At 73.7% G+C, this 25,619-nt stretch carries 25 protein-coding genes; 4 read left to right on the top strand and 21 right to left on the bottom strand.

Going from position 1 to position 25,619, the window contains the following annotated elements; all coding sequences use genetic code 11:
- The first annotated feature begins 41 nt into the window (after positions 1 to 41).
- Entirely contained in the window at positions 42 to 449 is a 408-nt protein-coding gene (locus VGP36_12785; protein ID HEV7655592.1) for a hypothetical protein, read from the top strand.
- On the opposite strand, the gene VGP36_12780 is transcribed toward VGP36_12785, so the two are convergent.
- From VGP36_12780 to VGP36_12755, 6 genes are read right to left on the bottom strand one after another with little or no spacing between them, the layout of a single operon-like run.
- Complete coding sequence (locus tag VGP36_12780) at positions 338 to 1,345, bottom strand: ABC transporter permease subunit (GenBank protein HEV7655591.1); 1,008 nt, start codon at positions 1,343 to 1,345, stop codon at positions 338 to 340. The genes VGP36_12785 and VGP36_12780 overlap by 112 nt on opposite strands.
- Positions 1,342 to 2,226 carry an ABC transporter ATP-binding protein gene (locus VGP36_12775; GenBank protein HEV7655590.1) on the bottom strand — a complete coding sequence of 295 codons (885 nt, stop codon included), beginning with the start codon at positions 2,224 to 2,226 and terminating at the stop codon, positions 1,342 to 1,344. The genes VGP36_12780 and VGP36_12775 overlap by 4 nt, the downstream gene beginning before the upstream one ends.
- Positions 2,223 to 2,615, bottom strand: coding sequence for a GntR family transcriptional regulator (locus VGP36_12770; protein ID HEV7655589.1), 393 nt, complete (start codon positions 2,613 to 2,615; stop codon positions 2,223 to 2,225). Before VGP36_12770 ends, VGP36_12775 begins: the two co-directional genes overlap by 4 nt.
- Before the next feature lie 50 nt (positions 2,616 to 2,665).
- Positions 2,666 to 3,574, bottom strand: coding sequence for a carbohydrate ABC transporter permease (locus VGP36_12765; protein HEV7655588.1), 909 nt, complete (start codon positions 3,572 to 3,574; stop codon positions 2,666 to 2,668).
- Positions 3,571 to 4,557, bottom strand: a complete 987-nt coding sequence (locus tag VGP36_12760; protein HEV7655587.1) for a sugar ABC transporter permease — start codon at positions 4,555 to 4,557, stop codon at positions 3,571 to 3,573. Before VGP36_12760 ends, VGP36_12765 begins: the two co-directional genes overlap by 4 nt.
- Positions 4,558 to 5,919 (bottom strand): extracellular solute-binding protein, encoded by a 1,362-nt coding sequence (locus VGP36_12755; GenBank protein HEV7655586.1) that lies wholly within the window; start codon positions 5,917 to 5,919, stop codon positions 4,558 to 4,560.
- Positions 5,920 to 6,211: 292 nt separating this feature from the next.
- Here VGP36_12755 and bglX point away from each other — a divergent pair, with 292 nt between their 5' ends.
- A complete protein-coding gene (gene bglX, locus VGP36_12750) occupies positions 6,212 to 8,533 on the top strand; it encodes a beta-glucosidase BglX (protein ID HEV7655585.1) in 2,322 nt (773 codons plus the stop codon).
- A 40-nt stretch (positions 8,534 to 8,573) separates the two neighbouring features.
- On the opposite strand, the gene VGP36_12745 is transcribed toward bglX, so the two are convergent.
- The 11 genes from VGP36_12745 to VGP36_12695 all read right to left on the bottom strand — a co-directional run bounded on the left by VGP36_12745 (position 8,574) and on the right by VGP36_12695 (position 21,155).
- Positions 8,574 to 8,768: a hypothetical protein gene (locus tag VGP36_12745; protein HEV7655584.1), complete on the bottom strand. Its 195-nt coding sequence runs from the start codon at positions 8,766 to 8,768 to the stop codon at positions 8,574 to 8,576.
- Positions 8,769 to 8,830: 62 nt separating this feature from the next.
- Positions 8,831 to 9,604, bottom strand: coding sequence for an IclR family transcriptional regulator (locus VGP36_12740; protein HEV7655583.1), 774 nt, complete (start codon positions 9,602 to 9,604; stop codon positions 8,831 to 8,833).
- A 186-nt stretch (positions 9,605 to 9,790) separates the two neighbouring features.
- On the bottom strand, positions 9,791 to 10,951 hold the full coding sequence (locus tag VGP36_12735; protein ID HEV7655582.1) for a phosphotransferase: 1,161 nt from the start codon (positions 10,949 to 10,951) through the stop codon (positions 9,791 to 9,793).
- Positions 10,952 to 11,001: 50 nt separating this feature from the next.
- Positions 11,002 to 11,856 carry an alpha/beta hydrolase gene (locus VGP36_12730; protein HEV7655581.1) on the bottom strand — a complete coding sequence of 285 codons (855 nt, stop codon included), beginning with the start codon at positions 11,854 to 11,856 and terminating at the stop codon, positions 11,002 to 11,004.
- A 13-nt stretch (positions 11,857 to 11,869) separates the two neighbouring features.
- On the bottom strand, positions 11,870 to 13,414 hold the full coding sequence (locus VGP36_12725; GenBank protein ID HEV7655580.1) for an acyl--CoA ligase family protein: 1,545 nt from the start codon (positions 13,412 to 13,414) through the stop codon (positions 11,870 to 11,872).
- Positions 13,415 to 13,428: 14 nt separating this feature from the next.
- Positions 13,429 to 14,436: an MBL fold metallo-hydrolase gene (locus VGP36_12720; GenBank protein ID HEV7655579.1), complete on the bottom strand. Its 1,008-nt coding sequence runs from the start codon at positions 14,434 to 14,436 to the stop codon at positions 13,429 to 13,431.
- Between the two features lie 110 nt (positions 14,437 to 14,546).
- The gene (locus tag VGP36_12715; protein ID HEV7655578.1) at positions 14,547 to 16,256 is read right to left on the bottom strand and encodes a hypothetical protein; all 1,710 of its coding nucleotides are present in this window, start codon (positions 16,254 to 16,256) and stop codon (positions 14,547 to 14,549) included.
- 96 nt (positions 16,257 to 16,352) lie between these two features.
- Positions 16,353 to 17,357, bottom strand: coding sequence for a zinc-dependent alcohol dehydrogenase family protein (locus VGP36_12710; GenBank protein ID HEV7655577.1), 1,005 nt, complete (start codon positions 17,355 to 17,357; stop codon positions 16,353 to 16,355).
- Positions 17,358 to 17,379: 22 nt separating this feature from the next.
- Positions 17,380 to 19,026, bottom strand: a complete 1,647-nt coding sequence (locus VGP36_12705) for an MFS transporter (GenBank protein HEV7655576.1) — start codon at positions 19,024 to 19,026, stop codon at positions 17,380 to 17,382.
- Complete coding sequence (locus VGP36_12700; protein HEV7655575.1) at positions 19,023 to 19,460, bottom strand: MarR family transcriptional regulator; 438 nt, start codon at positions 19,458 to 19,460, stop codon at positions 19,023 to 19,025. The genes VGP36_12705 and VGP36_12700 overlap by 4 nt, the downstream gene beginning before the upstream one ends.
- 660 nt (positions 19,461 to 20,120) lie before the next feature.
- Positions 20,121 to 21,155, bottom strand: a complete 1,035-nt coding sequence (locus VGP36_12695) for an aldo/keto reductase (GenBank protein HEV7655574.1) — start codon at positions 21,153 to 21,155, stop codon at positions 20,121 to 20,123.
- Between the two features lie 114 nt (positions 21,156 to 21,269).
- On the opposite strand from VGP36_12695, the gene VGP36_12690 reads away from it, so the two are divergent.
- Positions 21,270 to 22,103 carry a VOC family protein gene (locus VGP36_12690; GenBank protein HEV7655573.1) on the top strand — a complete coding sequence of 278 codons (834 nt, stop codon included), beginning with the start codon at positions 21,270 to 21,272 and terminating at the stop codon, positions 22,101 to 22,103.
- Here the strand turns inward: VGP36_12690 and VGP36_12685 are convergent.
- Both VGP36_12685 and VGP36_12680 read right to left on the bottom strand, forming a co-directional pair.
- The gene (locus tag VGP36_12685) at positions 22,081 to 22,473 is read right to left on the bottom strand and encodes a VOC family protein (GenBank protein ID HEV7655572.1); all 393 of its coding nucleotides are present in this window, start codon (positions 22,471 to 22,473) and stop codon (positions 22,081 to 22,083) included. The genes VGP36_12690 and VGP36_12685 overlap by 23 nt on opposite strands.
- Before the next feature lie 273 nt (positions 22,474 to 22,746).
- Positions 22,747 to 24,159, bottom strand: a complete 1,413-nt coding sequence (locus VGP36_12680) for an MDR family MFS transporter (protein HEV7655571.1) — start codon at positions 24,157 to 24,159, stop codon at positions 22,747 to 22,749.
- 89 nt (positions 24,160 to 24,248) lie between these two features.
- On the opposite strand from VGP36_12680, the gene VGP36_12675 reads away from it, so the two are divergent.
- Entirely contained in the window at positions 24,249 to 24,836 is a 588-nt protein-coding gene (locus tag VGP36_12675) for a TetR/AcrR family transcriptional regulator (GenBank protein ID HEV7655570.1), read from the top strand.
- A 291-nt stretch (positions 24,837 to 25,127) separates the two neighbouring features.
- Here VGP36_12675 and VGP36_12670 read toward each other — a convergent pair whose 3' ends face one another.
- Positions 25,128 to 25,361, bottom strand: a complete 234-nt coding sequence (locus tag VGP36_12670) for a hypothetical protein (GenBank protein HEV7655569.1) — start codon at positions 25,359 to 25,361, stop codon at positions 25,128 to 25,130.
- Positions 25,328 to 25,619, bottom strand: a 292-nt coding sequence (locus VGP36_12665) for a molybdopterin-dependent oxidoreductase (protein ID HEV7655568.1), incomplete at its 5' end; no start/stop codon positions are given. The genes VGP36_12665 and VGP36_12670, both read right to left, overlap by 34 nt.

The raw sequence follows: 25,619 nt of genomic DNA, 5'->3' as shown, positions 1-25,619 counted from the left end.
CCGGGCCGCCGTGCTGTCGCAGCGGGCTGGTCGGGCAGATCGTGGAGGCGGCGCACTGGCTCGGCCACGAGCTGGGCCGGTACACGGCGCTCCGGGACGCCCGGCCACCGCGACCGAGCTGGCCGAGGCGTCCCGGACCGGGACGGGGGACGTACACGCTGCCGGCCGCGCACGCCGAGGTGCTGCTGGACCAGGACAGCCCGCTCCACACCGAGCCGCTGGCCCGCCCGGCCACCCTGGACGAGTACGCGCGGGCCGCCGGGTTCGCCGGGGCCCGGCCCGAGGACGTCACCGACGCCGGCTCCTGGCGCTTCTACCGGCTCCCCGCGGACGCCTCTCAGACCCGCCGGACCCACCGGAAGCAGAACCAGGTCAACAGCCCGGACAGCGCCAGGAACACCCCGGTCTCGGCCCACTGCAGGGTCCAGAACCGGTCGGCCGGCTGGTAGACGAGCTTCTGCTTGTAGCCGGCCGCAGCGAGCTGGGTCAGGCAGGTGTCCAGCCGCGGCTTCGCCCGGGTCTCCGCCTCGTCCGGCCGGGGCGGTCCTGGCACGCACTCGGTGAAGGACGCCGGCACCGGGACGACCCGGCCGCCGCCGTCCACGGTCCGGTCGGACAGCACCCAGTCGCCGGCGTTGACGCGCTGCACCTCGAGGGTCGGCACCGGGTCCGAGTCGTGGAACCCGATGCCGGCGATCGTGGACTCACTGATCGTGACGAACTGAGTCGTCGGCGGCAGAAGGTGCGGCCGGACCCAGAGCGGCATCGCGATCTGCACGAAGGTGAACACCGCCAGCGTCACCGCGATCGCCGCCACCGACCGGCGCAGCACCAGCCCGACGGCGACGCCGAGCGCGAGGGCGAACACCGCGTACGCGACCGGGGTGATACCGCGCATCGCGAACGAGACCGGGGTGAGCCGGGCCGGCAGCGAGCCCCGGGCCGCCCCGCTCGACCCGTCCAGCGGGGCGGCCCACCAGGTCACGGCCAGGCTCAGCGCCCCGACCGCGGCCGCCACGGCCAGCGCGGCCAGACCGAGCTTCGTCGCCAGCCAGCGGGTCCGGGTGACGCTCTGGCTCCAGACCAGCCGATGGGTGCCGGCCTCCAGCTCCCGGGCCACCATCGGCGCGCCCAGGAACGCCCCGACCAGCGCCGGGACCAGCGCCATCACGATCAGCCCGGTGAAGTAGAGCCGCCGGTCGCCGGGGGTGAGCAGGTCGAAGACGTTCGTGCCGGTGCGGGGCAGCCGCGAGCCGGTGATCATGACCACGAGCACGCAGGCGGCGACGGCCGCGTACAGCGTCGTGGCCTGGACGCGGAACTGCCGCCAGGTCAGCCAGGTCATCGCAGTACCTCCAGGACCGGCCGGGCGGGCTCGCCCGGGCTCATGTACGCCAGCACCAGGTCCTCCAGGCTCAGCGCCCCGACCGTCCAGGCCGGGTCGAGCACCGGCTCGGCGGTACGGACCACGAACGTGCTCTGCACGTCGGTGTGGCTCTGCGAGACCACCCGCTGGTCCGCTGGCAGCGCGGCCGGGTCGCGGCGCGGTCCGGTGAGCCGGTGGTGGGTGCCGAGCAGCGTCTCGACCTCGCCGTCTACCCGTACGGTCGAGTCGACCAGCACCAGCAGGTGGTCGCAGACCCGCTCCAGATCGGCCACCAGGTGCGAGGACAGCAGGACGCTGAACCCGTGCTCGGCGACCGCCTCCATCAGCGCTTGCAGGAACTCCCGGCGGGCCAGCGGGTCGAGGCTGGCCACCGGCTCGTCCAGGATCAGCAGCTCCGGCCGCTTGGCCAGGCCCATGGTCAGCGCGAGCTGGGCCCGCTGCCCGCCGGACAGCCGGCCCGCCTTCTGGGCCGGGTCCAGCCCGAGCCGCTCGACCCGGGACCGGGCCAGCGTCGCGTCCCAGCCCGGGTTGAGCCGGGCGCCGAGCCGCAGGTGGTCGCGGACGCTGAGCCCGGAGTACGTCGGGGTGTCCTGGGCGACGTACCCGACCTTGGCCAGCTGGGCCGGACCGCCGGCCGGCCGGCCGCCGCAGACCTCGATGGTCCCGGTGGTCGGGGCGAGCTGGCCGGCGGCCAGGTTGAGCAGGGTGGACTTGCCGGCGCCGTTCGGGCCGACGAGTCCGGTGACGTGCCCGGCCGGGACGTCGAGGGTGCAGTCGGTCAGGGCCCAGCGGCGCCCGTAGCGCTTGCCGAGTCCGCGCGCGCTCACGACGGCGGTCACGCTATGTCCTGCGCGCCGGCGGCCCGAAAGGTGCTCGCGAACAGCGCCTCGATGCTCTCCTCGTCCAGCCCGGCCAGCCGGGCCTTGGCCAGCCAGCGGGCCAGCTCCCGGCGCAGCGGCGCGTGCATGGCCAGCGAGTCGTCGGTCAGGGTCCGGGCCACGAACGTGCCCACCCCCTGCCGGGCCACGACCAGCCCGTCCCGCTCCAGCTCCCGGTACGCCTTGAGCACCGTGTTGGGGTTGATCGCCAGGAGGGCGACCACGTCCTTCGCGGTCGGCAGCCGGTCGCCCTCGTGCAGCAGGCCCAGCCGCATCGCCTGCCGGACCTGCTGGACCAGCTGCAGGTACGGGGAGACCCCCGACCGGCTGTCCAGGGAGAACTCGATCACGACAGAACTCCAATCCACTAGATGACTAGTAGACTAGAGGACCGTGTCAACTATCCCTTCTCGCCGCCGGCGGTCAGCCCCTCCACCAGCCGTCGCTCGGCGATGAAGAACAGGATCACGATGGGCACGGTCAGCACGACCGACCCGGCCATCAGCACCGTGCTCGGCACCTCGATCGAGCCCGAGAGCCGGGACAGCCCCAGCGACACCGTCCACCGGTCCGGCCGCTCCAGCAGGAACAGCAGCGCGAACAGGAACTCGTTCCAGGCGATCATGAAGACGTACAGGGCGGTGGCGGTGACCGACGGGATCGCCAGCGGCAGGCTGATCCGGCGCAGCACGCCGAGGTGGGTCAGCCCGTCGATGAGGCCGGCCTCCTCCAGGCTCTCCGGGATCGTCTCGAAGTAGTTGCGCAGCATGAAGATCGCCACCGGCACGGTCTGGGCCACGTACACCAGCGCCAGGCCGAACAGGCTGCCGCGCAGGCCGATCCGGGTGAACAGGACGAACAGCGGGATCGCCAGCACCATCGGCGGGAACAGATAGACGATCAGGAACAGCCCGCTGACCAGCCTGCGGCCGCCGAAGCGCAGCCGGCTCACCGCGTACGCGCCGGGGATGGCGGCCAGCAGCGTCACCGCCGTGGTCACCACCGAGACGATCGCCGAGTTGCGCAGGAAGACCAGGAAGCCCTGGCCGCCCTCGTCCCCGGACCGGAACACCGCCCGGTACGACCCGGCGGTCAGTTCCGAGAACGACACCCAGATCCGGCCCGGATCCAGCAGCACCTGCTGGATCGGCCGCAGCGAGAGCACGACCATGTACCAGAACGGCAGGACCGTGATCAGCACCAGGAAGACGATCGTGAGGACCCGGACCGTCCCCCAGACCTTCTCCTCGGTGCCGCGCGGCCGCCGGGACCGGGTGGCGGTAGGAGTGGAGGTGGCGGTCGCGGTCATCCCGACCGCTCCGCCCGGGACGACGCCCGCAGGTAGACCACCACGAGCAGGACCAGGATCACCGCGAGCACGACGGCCTGGGCCGCGGCCAGCCCGACGTCCTTGCGGGCGGTGAGGAAGTCGTACACCCGGACGCTCACCACCTCGGTTCCCGCGCCGCCGCCGGTGAGCAGGTAGACGTCGTCGAACTTGTTGAACGTGAAGATGAACCGCAGCACGGCCAGCACCGCGACCACCGGCAGCAGCTGCGGCCAGACGATGTGCCGGAACCGCTGCCAGATCGAGGCCCCGTCGACCCGGGCGGCCTCGTCCAGGTCGCCCGGGATGGCCTGCATCCGGGCGACCAGGAACAGGAACGCGAACGGGAAGTAGCGCCAGGTCTCGAACGCGATCACCACCAGCAGCGCGGTCGGCACCGGCACCCCGAGCAGGTGGCCCTGCGGGGTGGACAGGAACGGGATCGCCTCGTCCCAGCCCAGGAACCGGGTCCCCCAGGCGTTGACGATCCCGGCCTGCGGGTCGAGCGCGACCGTCCAGACGAACGTCGCCGCCACCACCGGGGTGATGTACGGCAGCAGCATCACCGCCCGGACCGCGCCGCGACCGCGGAACGGCCGGCGCAACGCCAGCGCGGCCACCAGCCCGAGCCCGATCGAGCCGATCGTGCCGCCGGCGGTGTAGACGAACGTCGTCCAGAGCGTCGAGTAGAACCCGTCGGACTGCAGCACCCGCTGGAAGTTGTCCAGGTTGTAGCCACCGACGAGACCGACCCGTCGGATGTTGAGCAGCCGGGCCCGCTGGAAGGACAGCGAGACCGCCCACACGATCGGCAGCACGACCACGACGAACACGATGAGCACGGTCGGCGACAGCAGCAGCCGGCCGGTCCGGGCCTCCTGCCGGCGCAGTGCCGACAGCCGCCGGCGCGGGGGCGGCGGCGGCGGCTCCGGCGCCGGCGGGGTCCGCTCCTCCAGCGCGGTCACCTAGTTGGTGCCCTTCTGCAGGTCCTCCACGGCCTTCTGGGCACCGTCCGCCGCCCCGGCCGCGTCACCCTTGCCGTTGATCAGGTCGGACAGCGCCTTCGGCACCGGCAGCGGGCCCTGCATGGCCCCGACCAGCGCGCCCTGCCCCTCGGACAGGCCCCACCGGCTGAACGTCTCCGGCGCGGTCTGGATCTTCTGCAGCACGTCCGGGTCGTAGTAGTCCGAGAGCGGGGCCTTGGTGTCCACCCCGGCCTTGAGCTTCTGCCAGGCCTTCAGGTAGGAGGTGTCCCCGGCCTTGGTGCCCTGCCGGGTCGGGACCTTGCCCTCGGGCGCGATGGCCAGCCAGTCCTCGTACTTGTCCGACATCATGAACTGGACGAACTTGGCCGCCTGGTCCTTCGGCGCGGTGTTCGTCACCGCCCAGGACACGACCTCGCCGAAGCTGGAGGCCTGGCTGCCGTCCGGGCCCTTGATCGAGGTGACCACGCCGCTGTTCTGGGCCAGGAAGCTCGGCACGCTCGTGCACTCCGGACAGCTGGGCAGCGCGTCCTTGCGCAGCCCGGCCATCTCGTCGAGCAGGAAGGAGGACCAGATGACCATCGCCGACTTCCCGGCGAAGTACGTCGCCCGGGTCGAGTCGTCGGTCTGGTTGCCCTTGACCGAGTAGTCCTTGGCCAGCCGGCTGTAGAAGTCGAAGGCCCGGACGCAGGCCGGCGAGTTCAGGGTCACCTTGGCGTCCTTGTCGACCAGCTCGCAGCCGTTGGCCTCGGCGAGGTACTCGAAGGTCTGCTCGGTGAAGCCTGCTCCGGGCGCGGTCGCCAGCGCGATGCCGGCCACGCCGTTCTGCCCGTCGAGCGTCTTCGCGGCCTTCTCGATCGCGTCGTACGTCGTCGGCGCGTCCAGCCCGGCCTTGTCGAAGAGGTCGCGGCGGTAGACCAGCAGCTGGGCCCAGCCGTCGCTCGGCACGCCGAGCTGCTTGTCGCCGTCGCGGGTCAGCTCCAGGCTGCGCGGCGCGAACGTGTCCGGGCCGAGCGTGTCGACGATCTTCTTCATCGTGCCGGTGTCGAGCAGGTCACCGGACTCCAGCGTCCGCAGCGGCGAGAGCGGCAGCGCGGCGATCACGTCGGGCAGCGTGTTCGCGGCCGCGTTGGCGGCGATCGTCTGGTCGAACTGGTCCTCGGCCACCGCGACGACGTTGACCTTGATGCCGGTCTGCTGGGTGAACTCCGCGGCCATCTTCTTCTGCGCGGTGACGCGATCGGCCACGTCCTCGATGGTCCAGACGGTCAGTGAGTTGTCGTCCCCGCCGCCGCCCGAGCTGTCACCGCCGCCACCGCATCCGGCCACCACGAGCGTGACCACAGCCAGGAGGGTCGCTGTGCGTGTTCCGGGGCCCATGTGAATCCCTCACTTCGCACGTGCGCCGGGGCGTGTCGGCTCAGCCCGGCAAGTCGCGCTTTGGGCACATCTCACGGGAAGGGTGGATTTCCCACAAGTCACGATCCGGTTGCAGGGGCTCTTGTCATCCGGCGGAGCAGGCCGATTCAATCTGCCCACCCGCGCAACCCTCACGTGGCCGCGGCGACGGGACCGGCACCGAGGCCGGTACGGGGGACGGCCGCGTGGCAGGAGAGTGGCCATGACAGTCAGGCGCATGACGGCCCGGCGAACCACCCTGGTGGCCGCGGTCGCGCTCGTGCTGAGCTCGCTCGCCGGCGGCGGTGCCGTCCGGGCGGCGGACCAGTCGAGCGACGAGGCGGCGCTCGCCGCGGCCCGGCAGCAGTCCGGCGACAGCAACGGCATCGAACGCAAGATCACCGCGCTGATCGCGCAGATGACCGTGAAGGAGAAGCTGCAGCAGGTCCAGTTGCTCTCCGACGGCCAGATCACCGACGCCGACGCGGCGGCGGGGGTGGGCGGCGTCTTCAGCCTCACCGACCCGGTCAAGATCAACCACTTCCAGCACGTCGCGGTCGACCAGTCCCGGCTGCACATCCCGATCCTGTTCGCCTACGACACGATCCACGGCTACCGGACGATCTTCCCGGCCCCGCTCGGCGCGGCCAGCGCGTTCGACCCCGCGGTCGCGCAGGCCGACGCCACCGTCGGCGCCCGCGAGACCGCCACCGTCGGGATCAAGCAGGTCTACTCGCCGATGGTCGACGTCTCGCACGAGCCCCGCTGGGGCCGGATCTCCGAGGGCAACGGCGAGGACCCCTACCTAGGCTCCGTGTACGCGGCGGCCCGGGTCAAGGGCGACCAGGGCAGCTCGTACGCGGCCCCGGACAAGGTCGCGGCCAGCGTCAAGCACCTGGTCGCGTACGGCCAGCCCGAGGGCGGCCGGGACTACAACACCACCGACATGTCCGAGAGCCGGCTGCGCAACATCTACCTGCCGCCGTTCAAGGCCGCGATCGACGCGGGCGCGGACACCGTGATGTGCTCGTTCAACGCGATCAACGGCGTACCGGGGTGCGCGAACTCGCACACCGAGAACGACATCGTCAAGGGCGAGTGGGGCTTCGACGGCTTCATCGAGTCCGACTTCACCGCGGTCGACGAGACCCGGGCCTGCCCGCCGGTGAACCCGGCGACCGGGCCGTGCGGGCACGGCGTCGCCGCCGACGGCGCCCAGGCCGGGGCGATGGCGCTGAATGCCGGCACCGACCAGGAGATGGTCTCCACCGAGATCCGCGACCACGGCCAGCAGCTGCTCGCCTCCGGCGACATCTCGATCCAGCGCCTGAACGACGCGGTCCGCCGCATCCTGCGGGTCAAGTTCCGCGCCGGGCTGTTCGACCACCCGTTCGTCGACGTGGCCAAGGCCCAGAACCCGGCGTCCTTCGTCACCCCGGCCGACCGGGCCAGCGCCCGCGCCGCCGCCGGCAAGTCGATGGTGCTGCTGAAGAACCAGGGCAACGTGCTGCCGCTGAACCCGGCCAAGAAGACCGCGGTCATCGGCCCGCTCGGCGACGACCAGCACGACATGCTCGGCCCGTGGTGGGGCCAGGGCCAGGACGCCGACGCGGTCACCCTGCTCACCGGCATCAAGGCGCAGGCCCCGAACACCACGTTCACCCCGGGCTGCACGCTGAAGAACGTCGAGCCGCCGGACGCCCGGGACGACGACGCCTGCAGCGCGCTGGACGTCCCGGCGGTACAGGCCGCGGCCCGCGGCGCCGACCAGATCGTGCTCGCTCTCGGCGAGACCCGCGAGATGAGCGGCGAGGCGGCGGCCCGGACGACCATCGACCTGCCCGGCCAGGAGCAGGCGCTGATCGACGCGGTCAAGGCCACCGGCAAGCCGTTCGTGGTGGTGCTGTTCAACGGGCGGCCGCTGACGCTCTCGCCGGTGGACGCGGCCTCGCCGGCCATCCTCGAGGCCTGGTTCCCGGGCACCGAGGCCGGCAACGCGACCGCGGACGTGCTGTTCGGTCGCGTGAACCCGGGCGGCAAGCTGCCGGTCTCGTTCCCGCGGGTGCTCGGCCAGGTGCCGATCTACTACAACCACGAGCCGACCGGCCGGCCCTGCGACGTCACCCAGAAGTTCGACTCGCGCTACCGGGACCTGCCGTTCTGCGACCCGCTGTACTCCTTCGGCTTCGGGCTGAGCTACACCACGTTCTCGATCACCGACCTCCGGCTCGACCGGACCAGGGTGGGGCCGAACGGGTCGGTCTCGGCGTCGGTGAAGGTGACCAACACCGGCACCCGCGCCGGTGACGAGGTCGTCCAGCTCTACCTGCACGACCCGGTCGCGTCGATCTCCCAGCCGGTCCGCCGGCTGCGCGGGTTCGAGCGGGTCACGCTCAAGCCGGGCCAGTCCCGCACGGTCACGTTCAGCGTCGACAAGTCCGACTTCGGGTTCTACGACAACGCGGGCAAGTTCGTCGTCGAGCCCGGGACCATCGAGCTGTACGCCGGCGACTCGTCGACGGCGACCCTGACCAAGTCCTTCACCGTCACCCGCAAGTAGCGCGCCGGGGGGTGGCCCGCACCGGGCCACCCCCCTGCGCTCAGCGCCCGGTCGACCCGGTCTGCCCGGTCGAGCCCGGGCCGGTCCGCTTCTGGGTCACCTGGTTCTTCAGGTCGTTGATCTTGGCCCGCCCCTGCGGGCTCTGCACGTACGCCTTGGCCTGCCCGATCAGCCGCCGGCCCATCGGGCTCGCGGCGAACGCGGCCGCCACCGTGAAGAGGCCCTTCTTGGCCACGGAGTCTCCTATTCCTCGAGGTCCCTGCTACCTACCCGAACGACCGGGACCCACCCAAGGTTTCAGACCAGCGTGGAGAGTTCGGCGGCGCCGGCGGTCAGGGCCCGCACCGCTCCCCCGCGCGTGTTCGGCGTCATCCGCCGGGCCGGCAGCGCCGCGGTCACGCCGTACCGGATGCCGGCCAGCCCCGGCAGCGGCACCGCCACCGAGGTCACCCCGAGCTGGAACTCCTCGTCGCTGACCGCGAAGCCGCGGCGGCGGGCGATCCGCAGCTCCTCCTCCAGCCGGCTGCGGGAGGCGATCGTCCGGGCGGTGAGCTGGTCCAGGCGCTCCTGCGGGTAGAGCGTGCGCAGCTCGTCCGGCTCCAGCTGGCTGAGCATCACCTTGCCCAGCGAGGTGCAGTGCGCGGGCGCGGAGGCCGGCCCGGGCGCGACCTTGACGCTGTGCACGGCCTCGACGAAGACGACGTCCCGGCCGTCCAGCCGGCCGACCTGGATGGTCCCGTCCAGCTCGGCGTGCAGCCGCTCCAGCACCGGCCGCGCCACCCCGGTCAGGTCCTGCTGGCGGTGCGCGGCGACGGACAGCCCGCGCAGCACCGGCCCCGGCTCGTACGCGCGGGTGGCGTCCTGCTGGACGAACCCGCGGTACTGCAGCATCGACAGCAGCCGGTGCGCGGTCGAGGACGCCACCCCCAGGTACGTGCTGGCGTCGGTGAGCCGGATCCGCGGGCTCTCGGCGAACAGCAGCAGCAGCCGCAGGGCGCTGTCGACCGACTCGATCGGGTAGCGCGGAGCAGGCCCGACCGCACACGGCGGACGGGGCGATCCTGCGACCATGAGGGGAGATTACCCGTGCTGAGGAGCAGGTTCTCCTCGACACGACATGCTGTCGCTCTGATCACAGCTGTCCGGACAACTCACCAGTACGAGATGCCTCCGATCGGGGGCACGCACGCTGGCCCGAGCAGCAGAGCTGCGGCTACCCCCGCGACCGGCACAGGCCGCAGCCCGGTGGTGGCGGGCTCAGGCGAGAGCGGCGAGCGCCGGCCGGAGCCGGTCGAGGTGCCGGGTCGCGCGCTGCTCCGCGTCCGGCCGCAGCGCCGCCGCCGTCCGCGCCACCTTGGCCAGCCGCTTGTGCACGGTGTGCAGGGCCAGCCGCCGCTCGTCGACGTCGCCGCCGGTGGTCCGGAACCCGGCCACGACCGCGGACTCCAGCTCCGCCATCGGCCGCTCCCGCTCGGACTCGGTCTCCAGCTCGACCAGGAAGGTGGCCAGGTCCAGCTCGGGCTCGCCCAGCGCGTACCGGTCGAAATCGACGAGACCGAGGCGGCCGTCGTCGACCAGCCACTGGTACATGTGCGGCGCGCCGTGCACCGGCACCAGCGGCCGGTCCGCCAGCTCGCCGTGCGCCCGGGCCAGCACCCGGCCGGCCTCGTCCAGCCGCTCGGCCAGCGCCGGCGCGACCGCCGCGGTCCGGGCCAGCGCCCGCCCGGTCCGGGCCAGCTGGTCCTCGGGTCCGCAGGTGACGACCGGGGACAGCGGCGCCACCGCCAGCTCGCCGAGCGCGCCGCCGATCCGGTGCGCGACCTCGGCCCCGTCCGGGCCGAGCAGGTCGGACGCGATCGGGCCGCCGGGAACCACGCCGTACCAGCTGGAGCGGGTGGCCGGGTGCCAGCCGCCGGGCTCGGCCACCGCGACCGACAGCGCCCCGTCCCGGGTCGCGGCCCAGAGCTCGCGGGCGTCGCGCTGGTCGTCGGTCCCCTCGGACATGACCTTGACGAAGCGGACCCCGTCCTCGGTCCGGCCCCGGACCGTGCACCGGTTGCCGGGGCGGTAGCGGACCACGGCCGGCTCGTCGAGCGCGGTCAGCACGTCCGGCAGCCCGGGCAGGGCCGGATCGGCCTCGCAGGTGGCGATCTCGATCAGCCCGAGCACACCGGCCGCGGCGGCCGAGGCCGGCGCGTCCGGACCGGGCTCGTGCAGCAGCACCCGGACCGTCGGCCCGCCCGCGGCCTCGTACGCGAGCACGGCCCAGGGCGAGCGCGCCGGCTTGAGCCGGCCGAACACCCGCTGCCAGGCGCCGCCGGCCAGCCCATACTCGGCCGCCCAGGCGTCGAGGTGGGACTCGACCAAGCCGACGGTGGCCAATGCCGTGATCCGGTCAGGCCGAGACCCCGAGGTCATGGGACAACGGTCCCATACCGTTCACCTTCTGTTCACCTCATGAGCCGGTGTCAGCTCACCGCCCACTGCTGGACCAGCATCCGCAGCGCGGTCACCAGCGGCAGCGGCTGGTCGAACATCGGGTGGTGGCCGGCGTCCGGCAGCTCCACGATCGGCACCCGGTGCCCGAGCAGCGCGTCGATCGTGCCGGCCATCTCCGGCGGCACCAACCCGAACTCCGACCGGATGAACGCGGCCCGGCAGCGCAGCGCCGGCAGCAGATCCCGCAGCGGCGGCCGCTCCGCGAACAGGCCCGGGTCGAACTTCCAGGTCCAGCCGCCCTCGACCGGGCGGACCGACTGCTCCGCGATGTGGTCCCGGACGTAGGGCAGCAGGACCTCCTGCGGCGGCAGCGTGGTGAACCGGGCCAGCACCGCCTCCCGGGTCGGGTAGACCGTGGTGCCGCGCCGGCGGCGCCGCAACACCTCCTCCTCCGGCGGCGGCTCGATCAGCGGCGAGTCGATGATCGCGATCCCGTCCAGCTCCGGCCCGTACGAGACCCCGGCGGTGACGGCGACCCAGCCGCCCATGCTGTGCCCGACGACCAGCGGCGGCGTGGCGATCCCGCCGGCCCGGGCCGCGGCCAGCACCTCCTCGGCCCAGCTGTCCATCCCGTACGCGGGGCGCCGGCCGCTGTCGCCGTGACCGGACAGGTCCAGCGCGACGACCCGGTGGGTGCCGGCGAAGAACGGCGCGACGTGGTCCCACCAGCCCGAGTGGGCGGCGCCGCCGTGCACGAACACCAGCCCGGGCCGGTCCTCCCGCCCCCAGCAGCGCAGCCGGATCGGCACGCCGCCGACCGTGGTGTCGCGGTGCTCGGGTTCCTGGGCCAGCGCGGCGCGGAACCACCGCGGGGTCTCCTGCACCGGGCGAGTATCCCTAGATCCGCCGGCCGGTGCCCTCCCAGGCCGCGTCGCGCAGGAGGTACTTCTGGATCTTGCCGGTGGAGGTCTTCGGCAGCTGTCCGAACACGACGGTCTTCGGCGCCTTGAACCGGGCCAGCCGGCCCCGCACGTGCTCGATGATCTCGGCCTCGGTCGCGTCGGCGCCGTCCTGCAGCGTGACGTACGCCGCCGGCACCTCGCCCCAGCGCTCGTCCGGCACCGCGATCACGGCCACCTCCAGCACCGCCGGGTGGTCGGCGATGGCCTGCTCGACCTCGACCGAGGCGATGTTCTCGCCGCCGGAGACGATGACGTCCTTGCTGCGGTCCTTCAGCTCGACGTACCCGTCCGGGTGCAGCACGCCGAGGTCGCCGGTGCGGAACCAGCCGTCCGGCGCGGCCGCGGCGGTCGCCTCCGGGTCCTTGAGGTAGCCGAGCATGACGTTGTTACCGCGCAGCGCGATCTGCCCGACGGTCTGCCCGTCGGCCGGTACGTCGGTCCCGTCGGCCGCGATCACCCGGGCCGTACAGGCGATCATGTTGCCGACGCCCTGCCGGGCCTTGAGGCGGGCCTGCGCATCGGGGTCCAGCTCGTCCCACTCCGGGCGCCAGTCGCAGATCATGGCCGGGCCGAAGGTCTCGGTCAGCCCGTAGAGGTGGGTGACGTCGAAGCCGAGCTCGCCCATCCGGCGCAGGATCGCCGGCGACGGCGGCGCTCCCCCGGTCGCCACCCGCACGGTCCGGTCCAGCGGCGCGGCATCCGGCGCGTACGCGAGCATGGACAGCACGGTCGGCGCCCCGTTCAGGTGGGTGACGCCCTCGTCCCGGATCAGCCGCCAGACCTGCGCCGGATCGACCCGGCGCAGGCAGACGTGCGTCCCGGCCGCGGCGGTCACCGCCCAGGGGAAGCACCAGCCGTTGCAGTGGAACATCGGCAGCGTCCACAGGTGCACCGCCGACGGCGACAGGCCGGTGTGCCCGACCATCGCCAGCGCCTGCAGGTACGCGCCGCGGTGGTGGTACATCACGCCCTTTGGCCGGCCGGTGGTGCCCGAGGTGTAGTTGATCGACAGCAGCGACCGCTCGTCGTCGGTCGTCACCGCGAACGGCTCCGCCCCGGCCAGCAGCGCCTCGTACTCCTCCCCGGCCCGGATCCGCCGGATCGGCAGGCCCTCGGCGGCCACCGCGACCAGCGCGTCGAAGTCCGGGTCGTGGACGAGGACGGACGCCTCGCTGTGCTCGAGGATGTAGCGCACCTCGCCCGCGGACAGCCGGGTGTTCACCGCGACCAGCGGCACCCCCGCCCACGGCACCCCGAAGTTCGCCTCCAGCAGCACGTGCGTGTTCGGCGCCAGCACCGCGACCGGCCTGCCGCCCGCCAGCGGGGCCAGCGCCCCGGCCAGCCGCCGGCAGCGCTCGCGCAACTCCCGGTACGTCCACCGCTCGTCGCCGTCGATCACCGCCACCCGGTCGCCGTGCGCGGCGGCGGCCCGGTCCAGGAAGGACACCGGCGTCAGCGGTTCGTACGAGAGCTCGGTCACGCTGCGACGGTAACTCAGCCGGCGAAGTGCTCGACTCCGTCCACTGTGGACCGGCGCAGCCGGCCCTGGGCGACCAGCACGAGCAGGTGCGCGGCGGTCTCGCAGACCGCGAGCATCTGGTTGCCCGCGTCCAGCTCGGCGAAGGACCGGTTGCGCCGGGTCCAGCCCAGCGCCTGCGCGCCCTCGTACGGGGTGGCCGCGCCGGCCCGCACCGCGGCCAGCGAGGCCGCCAGCCGGTCCTCGTGGTGGGCCAGCAGCTCGTCCACCCGCTCGTGCACGGACTCGGTGACCGGCCCGTGCGCGGGCAGCAGCCGCAGGTCCGGCATGGCCCGTACGGCGGCCAGCGAGCGCAGGTAGTCCGTCAGCGGCGAGTCCCCGACCTTGGCCTCGAACCCGATCGAGGGGGTGATGTGCGGCAGCACGTGGTCGCCGGCGAACAGCAGCCCGGCCGCGAGGTCGGCGAACACGAGGTGGCCCTGGGTGTGCCCGGGCGTGTGCACGGCCCGCAGCGCCCGGTCGCCCAGCGGCAGGTCCTGCCCGTCGGTCAGCCAGTCGTCCGGCGGCTCCCAGAACGTGGGATCGATCTTGCCGCCCCAGCCGTTCGCGGCCAGCTCCGGCAGGATCGCGCTCGCGCCGTACCGGGTCAGCAGGTCGACCTGGGCCTGGCCCTCCGGCCGGTCGCCGTTGAGCTCCTCGATCGAGCCGCGCTCGCCGATGCCGAGGCTGATCCGGGTGCCGAACTCCCGCCGTACGGTGACGGCCTGGGTGTAGTGGTCCCGGTGCACGTGCGTGACCAGGAACCGGTCCACGTCGGCCAGCCCGAGGTCGATCCGCTTCAGCGACTGCTCCAGCTGGACCCGGGACTCCTCGATGGCCCAGCCGGCGTCGATCATCGTGACGGACGAGCCGTGCGTCACCGCGTAGACGTTGACCGCGCGCAGGCCGTCCATCGGCAGCGGCAGCGGGATGCGGTAGATCCCCGCCGCGACCTCGTGCGCGCCGGGCTCCTGCCAGTCGGTCACGATCAGCTCCGTCCGGTCCGGTGACTCCGCCTCGGATACTCCCCCACCGGGACCGGCCCGGACGGCGTCACCACGGTGAGGCGCACCACTGCCCGCCGCCCGGGGCGCGCTCAGGCCCGCAGCTGCCGCTCGGCCGGGACGCCGGTGGCGTCGGGCAGCGCCCAGAGCGGGTTGCCGAGCCCGACGATGCGCCCGTCCGCATCCCGGACCACCGCGCGGACGTAGTTGCCCGCCGGCAGGTCCAGCGAGTGCCGCCCGCCGCGCGCCCGGGTCGAGACGATCGCCGGCTCCGGCGCGACCCGGTCGGCCTTGCCGGTGACCACCTCCAGCGTCCCGTCCCGGGGCAGGTCGGTCGCGGTCACCGTGACCGGCACCGCGGCGTCCGCGGACACCGCGACCCCGCCCATCCCGGGCGAGCCGGACGCGGTGATCTCCATCGCCCCGGTCCACCCGTTCGGCTTGTACGCCCAGGCCCGCCCGGCGCGCAGCGCATCCTGCAGGTCCGGCAGCTCGTCCGAGCGGGCCCACAGCCGGGTGATCCAGTTGGACTTGGCGTCGGAGTACCAGTCCGTGCCACTGTGGTCGTCGGTGACGCCGTTCGCGGTGATCAGGACCAGGTTGCGGGCGCAGGCGTCCAGCACGTGCAGCATGGCGTCCACAGTGGACGGTCCAGCGTAGGCGACCTCGACGATGTCGGCGCCGAGCGCCTTGGTCTCCACCATGTGCTTGGCCGTCGCCTCGGCGGTGCCGCCGAGCGGGTGGTTGTAGGAGGCCAGCCCGCCGTAGCGGTGGATCAGCCGGACCATCTGCTCCGCGGCCGGGATCGAGTCGTCCTTGATCGGAGCCTGCTCGCCGTAGTTCGGCATCACCAGCTGGCCGCCGAACCAGTTGAGGTGACGCACCAGCGACACCTCGAGCGCCGCGTACTGCCGGCGGTCGGGGTAGCGGTCGGCGTAGCGGGACATCACGTCGCGCATCAGCGCCAGCGGCCGGGTCCGCCGGCCCCGCTCGATCGTCACCTGCCGGAACTGCGGGCTGGCCGTGCCGACCACGCCGACCCGCAGCCGGTGCAGCGAGTTGTCCTCGGCGATCAGGTCGGGCCAGAGGCCGCCGATGTCGTCGACCGGGTGCAGCTTGACCGTCGACCAGCCCGCCGGGGCCGGGACGTCGACCTGCCCCTGCAGCCCGTCGGCCCGCCAGCCGATCTGGTCGCTCGCCCCGATCCGGTACGTCAGCCGGTACTGCCCGGCCGGCCGGCCGCCGCTGGCCGGGTGGTACGACAGGTCGATCTGCAGCGCCGGGTACCCGTCCGGACCGACGACCCCCGGCCGGACCTCGACCTCCAGCGTGGTGTCGGCCAGCGACGCGCTGTACGTCGAGTTCCAGGCGGTCGCGTCGTACCAGAGCGCGCCGCTGCCCGCGGCCCGCAGCTGGGCGGCGCCGTCGGCGAAGGTGACCGCCCCGGCGGAATTGCCCTCGTACCGCTGCTGCCAGACGCAGCGCACGCCGTGCTCGGCGTCCTGCGAGCCGGCCAGCCCGAGCCGCCTGCGGTAGCCCTGGGCCGAGATCCGGAAGTCGTGGTCGGTCCAGAACAGCACGTCCACGCCGAGCCGCTCGGCCTGGGCCAGGTGCGCGGCCATGCTCGCGGTGCCCTCGCTGAACGAGCTGTGCAGGTGCATCGCCACCGATACCGGGTCCGTCCGCCGGGAGGCCGGGCTCGCCGGGGCGGTCGGGGACGTGCAGGAGGCCAGCAGCGGTACGCCGAGACCGGCCACGCCCGCAGCCCGCAACAGCGTCCGCCGGGACAGCACACGCTCCATTGCGTCGCGCCTCCACCCGGACCGGACGTTCGCGGCCAGCCTAGAGCGTGCGGCTGTCCCGCGGGTCCCTGGTTCGGGTGGATTCCGGCGGTTCGGTCAGCCGGGCAGGTGCAGGACGGCCGCACCCGCGAACCGGCCGTGCGCGAGGTCGGCCAGGGCGTCGTCGGCCCGCTCGAACGCGTACGGGTGGGTGGTGGAGACGAGCCCGTGCCGGGCCGCGAGCCGGAGGAACTCCTCCCCGTCGGCCCGGGTGTTCGCGGTGACGCTGCGCAGCCGCCGCTCCTGGAACAGCTCCCGGTCGTAGTTCAGCACCGGCACGTCGGAGAGGTGGATGCCGGCCACGGCGAGCGTGCCGCCGCGGTCCAGCGCCCGCAGCGCGACCGGGACGAGCTCGCCGGCCGGGGCGAAGGTGACCGCGCCGTCCAGCGGCTCGGGCAGCGGGTCGGCCGAGTCGCCGGCCGAGTCCGCGCCGAGCTCCAGCGCGAGCGCGCGGTTGGCCTCGCCCCGGGTCCGCACGTGCACCCGCATCCCCTCGTGCAGCGCGAGCTGGGCCGCGAGGTGGGCCGAGCCGCCGAAGCCGTAGATGCCCAGGGCACCGCCGGGCCGGACCGCGGCCGCCCGCAGCGCCCGGTAGCCGATGATGCCGGCGCACAGCAGCGGCGCCGCCTGCTCGTCGGAGACGGTGTCGGGCAGCGCGTACGCGTACTCCTCCCGGACCAGGCAGGCCTCGGCGTACCCGCCGGGGACGTCCCAGCCGGTGAACGCCGGCTCCAGGCAGAGGTTCTCCTGCCCGCGGCGGCAGAACCGGCAGCGGCCGTCGGTGCCGCCGAGCCAGGGCACCCCGATCCGCTGCCCGGCTGCGAACCGGACCGCGCCCGGGCCGAGCGCGTCGACCACACCGACGACCTCGTGGCCGGGCGTCTGGGCCGGGTGCTTCGGCGGCAGGTCGCCCTCGGCCAGGTGCAGGTCGGTCCGGCAGACGCCGCAGGTGCTGACCCGGACCCGGACCTGGCCCGGTCCCGGCTCGGGCTCGTCCCGCTCGACCAGCTCCAGCGGGCCGCCGTCGACCGGCCCCGGCTCCCGCACCACCCACGCCCGCATCCCTGCTTCCTACCAGGCGAGGTCAGATCCGGCGCAGGGAGCGGTCCAGCAGCGAGGCCGCCAGCAGCAGCCCCGACACGACGAGCGCGAAGACGGCGAGGTGGTGCAGGCCGGCGCTGTCGGCGCCGTGCGGGAACACCGCGGCGTTGGCAGCCGCGGCCACGATCGCGCCGAGGTAGGTGAAGGTCCGCAGCAACCCGGCCGCGGAGCCGATCCGGTCCGGGTCGGCCTGGTGGTAGAGCGCGTTCTGGTTGGCCAGGCTGTTCAGGCCCTGCGGGATGCCGACGATCACCGCGATGAGCACCAGCAGCCAGACCCCGCTGGCCGGGCCGAGCAGCAGCAACAGTCCACACGCGACGAGCTGGGCCGTGCTGCCGGCCACCAGCTTGCCCCGGACCTCCTTGCGCCGCCCGGTCAGCGTGGTCACCACGATCGCGGTGAGGAACATCGGCAACAGCACCAGCCCGGCCTGCGACGGGGACAGCCGGCGGCCGTCCTCCAGCCACTGGGTGAAGCCGTAGAGGAACGCGTACGACACGATGAAGGTGAGCAGGTTCCGCCCGTACGTGGCCAGCAGCGGGCCGTTGCTGCCGAGCACCCGCAGGTCCAGGAACGGCTCCGGCACCCGCAGCTCGCGCAGCCCGAACGCGGCCGCCGCCGCCAGCGTCAGCACCGCCAGCCACCAGCGGTCCGGCCGCAGCTCCATCAGGAACAGCAGCAGCGCGGTCAGCATCCCGGCGAACAGCGCGATCCCCGGTATGTCCACAGTGGACTTCTGCCGTTCGGCCGCGGTGGCCCGGGGCAGCCGCAGCAGGCCGAGCGCGATGCCGGCCAGCGACAGCGGGATGTTGACCGCGAAGATCGTCCGCCAGCCGCCCAGCCCGATGAGCAGCCCGCCGAGCGTCGGCCCGACCACCGCGATGGTCTGGCTGGAGGCGGCGAGCAGGGTGAGGATGCCGCTCGGGCTCTCCATCCCGGTGCGCTCGGACTCGCGCCGGATCAGCGACATCGCGGCCGGGTAGCCGGCGCAGGTGCCGAAGCCGAGCAGCACCCGGGAGGCCACCAGCACGGGCAGGTTCGGGGCGAGCGTGCCGAGCAGGCCGGCGATCCCGGCCAGCGCGGTGCCGATCAGGAACAGCCGGCGCGGACCGTAGGCGTCGACCAGCTTGCCGACGACCGGCTGCCCGGTCGCGGTGGCGAGGTAGAGCGCGGAGACCAGCCAGGCCGTCTCCGCCGGCGGTGCCCCGAACGCGATCCCGATCGGGATCAAGGAGACCGCGATCATCGAGGAGTTGATCGGGTTGAGGATCGCGCCCAGGATCATCGGCGCGATCAGCCGGCGGTCGAACCCGTCGCCCGATCCCCGCACCCGCGCCATCAGTCCGGCCCCCGGCCGGCGCAGCCGTGCCGCGAGCCCGGTGTCCCGACTCCCCAACCCGTCCGCGATCCCGGTGTCCGGACGGTCCGGACGGTCCGGGCCGTCCGGGCCGTCCGCAGGCCCGGTGTCTAGGCGGTGCGCCCCGTCCGCAGGGCCGGCGTCCCGGCTCCGCAGCCCGACCCCCGGCATGGTGTCCGGGCGCCGCGGCCCGTCCTCGACCCCGGTGTCCCGGCGCAGCCGGGCGGCGAGCCCGGTCTCCCGGCTCCCCAGCCGGTCCGCGGGTCCGGTCACGGCTGGGTCAGGCGGTCGAGCAGCGCCAGCGCGTCGACCAGGATGCGCCGCTCGGCGTCGGTGTAGCGGTCCTGCAGGGCCCGGGCCAGCCACTCCTCCCGGGCGGCGCGGGTGCCCTCGACCCGTTCCCGGCCGGCGACCGTGAGCGAGACCAGCTGCCGGCGGCCGTCCCCGGGGTCGGCGTCGCGGCGGATCAACCCGTGCTGGTCGAGCACGGCCAGCGTGGCCGCCATCGACTGCGGCCGGACCCGCTCCAGCGCGGCCAGGTCACTGGCCGACGCGCCGCCGCCCTTCTCCAGCCGGCTGAGCACGGAGACCTGCGACGGGCTCAGGTCGCCGACGTCGGCGACCTCCCGCAACCGCCGCCGCAACCGCCCCACCAGCACCCGCAGGTCCCCCGCGACCCGCACCGCCCCCTCAGAGATCTCCGCCATACGATCAGCCTAGATTGAACAGTTGGGGCTGTCCAGTTCAGACTGAAGACCTGGTCACCGCGCTTCGACGATGCCGAGGCCGGTGGGTGACGGGGTGTGGAGGACCCGGGTGACCGTCAGGCCGGCGGCGTGCTGCTCACCGCGATCCTGCGGGCGAACCCCGCGGTGAGAAGCACCCTCCTGGACCGGTCGGCCGCGATCGCGCAGGCCCGCGCCCGCTTCGACGCGGCCGGCCGGGCCGACCGCGGAGACGGGCGACTTCTTCACCGCGGTCCCGCCCGGCGACGCGTACGTCCTGTGCCGGAGCCTGCACGACCGGAGCGACGCGGAGTCGGTCCGGATCCTGACCGCGTGCCGCGAGGCGATGCCGTCCGGCCGCCCCCGACGTCGACCAGCTCGGCCAGACCACCGATGTCGTACGCGGCCACCACCGACCGGGCCTCGTACTCGGCCCGGTCCGACATCGAGGCGCGAACACCTCGTCGGGTCGGCGTCGGGGTGGGCGAAGAACCGCTGTCCGTACACGTGCTCGAACGCGGTCCCACCGGACCGGACCGCCGCCAGCAGCCCGCCGGCGGCGGCGAAGTAGAGCCCGCCCCGAAGGGCGGCCGCCTCCCGCAGCGACCCCGGTACGCCGGTGCCACCACGCCTGCGGCAGCACTACTGAGCCGGGCGGATCCCGACCCGGGCGGAGATACGGGCGAGCTCGGCGTCCTCGGAGATGCCCTGGAAGTCGTACCTCGGCGTGTACGACGCCTCCAGCGCCGCAACCTCCTCCGCGGTCAGGGAGAGATCCAGCGAGGCGATCGCGTCGGCCAGGTGCGACGCCTGGGACGCGCCCACGATCGGCGCGACCACGACGGGGTTGTGCCGCAGCCAGGCCAGCGCGACCTGGGCCCGGGTGACGCCCCGGTCCGCGGCGACCTTCCCGACGGCCTCGACGATCGCCCGGTCGCTGTCCGGTGATGTGTAGATCAGCCCGGCGAACGGGTCGGTCTCCGAGCGCGCGGTCGCCTCGCCCCAGGGCCGGGTCAGCCGGCCCCGGGCCAGCGGGCTCCACGGGATCGTGCCGACGCCCTCGTCCGCGCACAGCGGCAACATCTCCCGCTCCTCCTCGCGGGCGAGCAGGTTGTAGTGGTCCTGCATCGAGACGAACCGGGCCCAGCCGTGTTCCCGCTGCAGGTGCAGCGCCTTGCTGAACTCCCACGCGTGCATCGAGGACGCGCCCAGGTAGCGCGCCTTGCCCGCCCGGACCACGTCGTCCAGCGCCTGCAGCGTCTCCTCGATCGGGGTGCCGTTGTCCAGCCGGTGGATCTGGTAGAGGTCCACGTAATCGACGCCGAGCCGGCGCAGGCTGTGGTCGATCTCGGTCAGGATCGCCTTGCGGGACAGGCCCTTCCCGTTCGGGCCGGTACGCATCGGGTGCCGCACCTTGGTCGCGATCACGAGGTCGTCGCGGTCGGCGAACTCGGCCAGGGCCCGGCCGAGGATCTCCTCGCTGGAACCCTGCGAGTACATGTTCGCGGTGTCGAAGAAGTTGATCCCGGCCTCGACCGCCTGGCGGATCAGCGGACGGCTCTCCGCCTCGCCCAGCGACCAGACCGGGTGCCCCCGATCCGGCTCCCCGTACGTCATCGCGCCCAGCGCGATGGGGGACACGTCCAGACCGGTCCTGCCCAGCTTCACGTAACGCACGTCGGCTCCCAGGGGCTATGTGGAGAGGTCTCCAGTACGTTCCCCACCGTACCGGAGACCTCTCCAGTACGCTTGTGAGCGACAAGCACGCCCGGAATGGGTAGGCCGTCCGGCATGACGGATCAGCGGACCTATCCCGCCGGTGTCCCCTGCTGGATCGACACCGAGCAGCCCGACACCGACGCGGCCCAGGCCTTCTACGGCGGCCTGTTCGGCTGGGCCTTCACCGACGCGATGCCGCCCGAGGCGCCGGGGACCTACCTCATCGCCACCCTGGAGGGCCGGGACGTGGCCGCCATCGGACCCGGTACGGGCCCGCCGGCCTGGAACACGTACGTCGCCGTGACGGACGCGGACGCGACCGCCACCCGCGCGGCCGAGTGGGGCGGCACGGTGGTGGACCAGCCCGAGGACGCCGGCCCGGGCGGCCGCCGGGCGACCTGCGCCGACCCGCAGGGCGCGGTGTTCCGGCTCTGGCAGCCTCGTCGGCGGCTCGGGGCCCAGCTCGTCAACGCCCCCGGCAGCTGGAACTTCAGCCACCTCGACAGCACCGACCCGGCCGCGGCCGAGGCCTTCTACGGCACGCTGTTCGGCTGGGAGCTCGACCCCGCCGACGAGACGGGCGGGGGCGCGCTCTGGCGGCAGCCCGGCTACGGCGACCACCTGGAGTCCACAGTGGACCCCGAGATCCGGACGCGGCAGGCGAACGCGCCGGCCGGGTTCGCCGACGCGATCGCCTGGCTGTCCCCGGCGACCGAGGGGACCGCGCGCTGGCAGGTCTCCTTCACCGTCGCCGACCGGGACGAGAGCGTGGCCGCGGCCGAGAAGCTCGGCGGCAGCGTGGTCGGCAAGCCCGCCGACGACGCCTGGACCCGGACCGCGGTGCTCCGCGACCCGCAGGGGGCCGGGTTCGTCGTGAGCCAGTTCACCCCGCCGTCGGACTGGTGACCGGGCGCAGCTCGACCAGCCCGACCAGGTTGCCCGCCGGGTCCCGGACGAACGCCTGCCACTCGTCGGTGCCGGCCGGGCCGAGCGTCGGGTCCGCGTGCGAGAAGATCACGTGCGGCTCGGACTCGACCGGGACGCCGGCGGCCCGCAGCCGCGCGACGGTCGCGTCGATGTCGGCGACCGCGTAGTAGTGCAGCGCGCTCGGCGCGGCGGCGTCCAGCAGCAGCCGGACGCCGTCGAGGTCGAAGAACACCAGCCCCGGCGGGTCGTACGTGGCGGTCGGACCGGCCCCGAGGAGGTCGGTGTAGAACGCGGCCGACCGGCCGAGGTCGTCGGCATGCTGAGCGATCTGGACGAGCGACACGGCCACCTCCGGCACCGGGATCGGCGGTCAGCGACCCTACCGCGCCAATTGGCTCGCTCCCGGTCCGGCGCCCCGGGGGCGTCTTCCCTGCGCGCCCCACCCGTGGGCGCCGCGGGTCGCTGGCGGGCGCTGCGGTCCAGACACCGCCGCGCCGCACCTCCGCTCACTGAGTCGTCGGTTCGCTCCCGGTCCGGCGCCCCCGGCGGCGTCTTCCCTGCGCGCCCCACCCGTGGGCGCCGCGGGCGCTGCGGTCCAGACACCGCCGCGCCGCACCTCCGCTCACGGTGCCGGGCGCCGGTACGGCAGGCCGAACGCGAGCACGACCGCGGCCAGCGTGAAGCCGATCGTCCACCAGAACGTCACCTGGTACGCCCCGGCGCCCGGGTGGGCCGCCAGCCGCCCGGCCAGCACCACCGCGAGCACGGCCCCGCCGAAGGACCCGCCGACCTGCTGGGCCGCCCGGGTCAGGATGCTCGCGTCCGCGACCCGGGCCCGGTCCACCCCCTCGTACGCGGTGGCGAAGATCGGCAGCGTCACCGCCCCGAGCCCGGCGCCGCGCACGACCAGCGCCACGACCAGCACCCACTCGCTCGTGGCGGCGCCGGCCAGCGCGAACGGGACCGTCCCCGCGGCCGTCACCAGCAGCCCGGCGACCACGATCCAGCGGGCCCCGATCCGGTCGGTCAGCGAGCCGGCCAGTCCCCGGCTGGCCAGCACGCCCAGCCCCTGCGGGGCCAGCAGCAGCCCGGTCCGCAGCGCGTCGTGCCCGCGGACGTCCTGGAAGTAGAGCGGGATCAGCAGCAGCGCGCCGTAGAGGACGAAACCGGACAGGAACATCAGCCCGGTCGAGGCGCTGAACGACCTGACCCGGAACAGCCGCAGGTCCAGCAGCGGCCGCCGCGCCCGCAGCGCGTAGAGCGTGAACGCGACCAGCAGCGCGATCCCGGCCGCCAGCGGGACGAGCACGGAGGCGGCGCCGAACCCGCCGGTCACGCCGACCCGGGACAGGCCGTAGAGGACCGCGGCGACGCCGGGCGAGAGCAGCGCCAGGCCGATGAGATCCAGCCGGCGGGACCGGTCACCGGCGTCGGCGGGCATGAACCGCCAGGCCAGCAGCAGCCCGGCGACGCAGAACGGGACGTTGACCCAGAAGATCCAGCGCCAGGAGGCGTGCTCGAGGATGAGCCCGCCGAGCATCGGCCCGAGCACCGGCCCGAGCAGCGCCGGCAGCGCGATCACCGCGGTCGCCCGGCCCAGCCCGCGCCCGCCGGCCGCCCGGACCAGCAGGGTCTGCATCACCGGCAGCATCAGGCCGCCGCCAAGGCCCTGCACGACTCGCGCGGCGATGAGGGCGGGTGCGGTCGGCGCCAGGCTGGCGGCGACCGAGCCGGCCAGGAACAGCGCGAGCGCGGCCAGCCAGACCCGCTTGCCGCCGAAGCGGGCCAGCAGCCAGCCGGTGAGCGGGACGGCGATGCCGAGCGCGAGCAGGTAGCCGGTGGTGACCCACTGGATCGTGGCGATCGGCGCGTCGAGGTCGGCCGCGAGCGTCCGCAGCGCCACGCTGACGATCGTGGTGTCGAACACGACCGCGAGGACGCCGGTGAGCACGACCGCCGCGAGCGTGACGAACTCCGGGTCCAGCCGCTGCGGGCCGCCCGCCCGCGGCGCCTCCCCGGTCAGCGTCCCAGCCATACCGCCACCACCTTCCGAGGTTTAAGATGTGCGTACGCATCTTAAGAACGGGGGACGGTCGAGGTCAATAAGAAACGGAAGTACGTCTTATGAGCGAGCGGACGGCGACCCGCCGGCGCGGGGCCGCGCTGGAGGACGCGCTGCTCACCGCGGCCTGGGACGAGCTGACCAGCGCCGGGTTCGGCCGGTTCACGATGGAGGCGGTGGCCGAACGGGCCCGGACCAGCACGCCCGTGCTCTACCGGCGCTGGCCGGACCGGTGGGACCTGGCCGTCGCCGCCGTCCGGCACTACGGCGAGCGCAACCCCGTCGCGATACCGGACACCGGCAGCCTGCGCGGGGACTTGATCGCCTACCTGCGCGAGGCGTCGGTCAAGCGGGCCGAGGTCGCGGCGATGTTCAGCATGCGGATGGCCGAGTTCTTCGACGAGACCCGGTCCACGCCGGCCCAGCTGCGCGAGCAGATCATCGGCGGCCGGACGACGGTGGAGGTCGTCTACGAGCGGGCCGTCGCCCGCGGTGAGATCGACCCGGTCATCCTCACCCCGCGGGTCAAGACGCTCGCCTTCGACCTGCTCCGCAACGAGCTGATGCTCACCCTGCGGCCGGTCGCGGACGAGGTCGTCCTCGAGATCGTCGACGACATCGTCCTCCCCCTCGTCCGCCGCCGCTCCTGACACCGACGGCGGACGCGACTCCCTCAGGCGCGCAGGAGGCGGCCGCCGGCGTCAGGGGCGGCCGGCGGGACCCGACTCTCTCAGGCGCGCAGGAGGCCGCCGCCGCGACGACGAGAGGGTCGGTCTCGGTGCCGGCCGCGACCTCCGCCAGCAGCTGCCGGCGCAGCCGCGGGTCCCAGAACTGCCGGATGTGGCCGGCCACCGCGGCCGCGCCCGCCTCGGCCGGGACGCCCCGGAACTGCGCGGCGATGTCGCCGGCCAGGCGAACCGCCGGCGGGACGGTCGGGTGACTCACGCGCCCGCCACCGGCACCGCGGCGCGTACCGAAGCCGCCTGCTGCCGCGCGGTGACCAGCTCCACCTGCACCGCGGTCACCTTGTACTCGGGGCAGTTCGTGGCCCAGTCCGAGTGCTCGGTGGTGACCACGGTGGCGCCGGTGACCGGGTGGTGGAAGGTCGTGTAGCAGACCCCGACCGGCATCCGCTCGGCGATCACGGCCCGCAGGCCGCGGCGTTGCACGGCCACTGCACCGAGCCGACCTTGTCCAGCAGGTCGAAGGAGACGCCGGCGAACGTCGGCGTGGTCACCGCGATCTCGTCCATGATCTCGCGCGGGTGCTCGTACGTCATCGGGTAGCCCATAGCCTGCGCGACCTCGCAGACGATCTGCCACTCGTGCTTGCCGGTCTTCGGCGCCATCACCGGGCGGACCCGGTTGATCCGCCGCTCGGCGTTGGTGAACGTGCCGTCCTTCTCCAGGAACGAGGTTCCCGGCAGCAGCACG

This window comes from Mycobacteriales bacterium, assembly GCA_035995165.1.
Taxonomy (GTDB): Bacteria; Actinomycetota; Actinomycetes; order Mycobacteriales; family CADCTP01; genus CADCTP01.
This window is presented reverse-complemented; position numbering and strand designations above follow the sequence as displayed.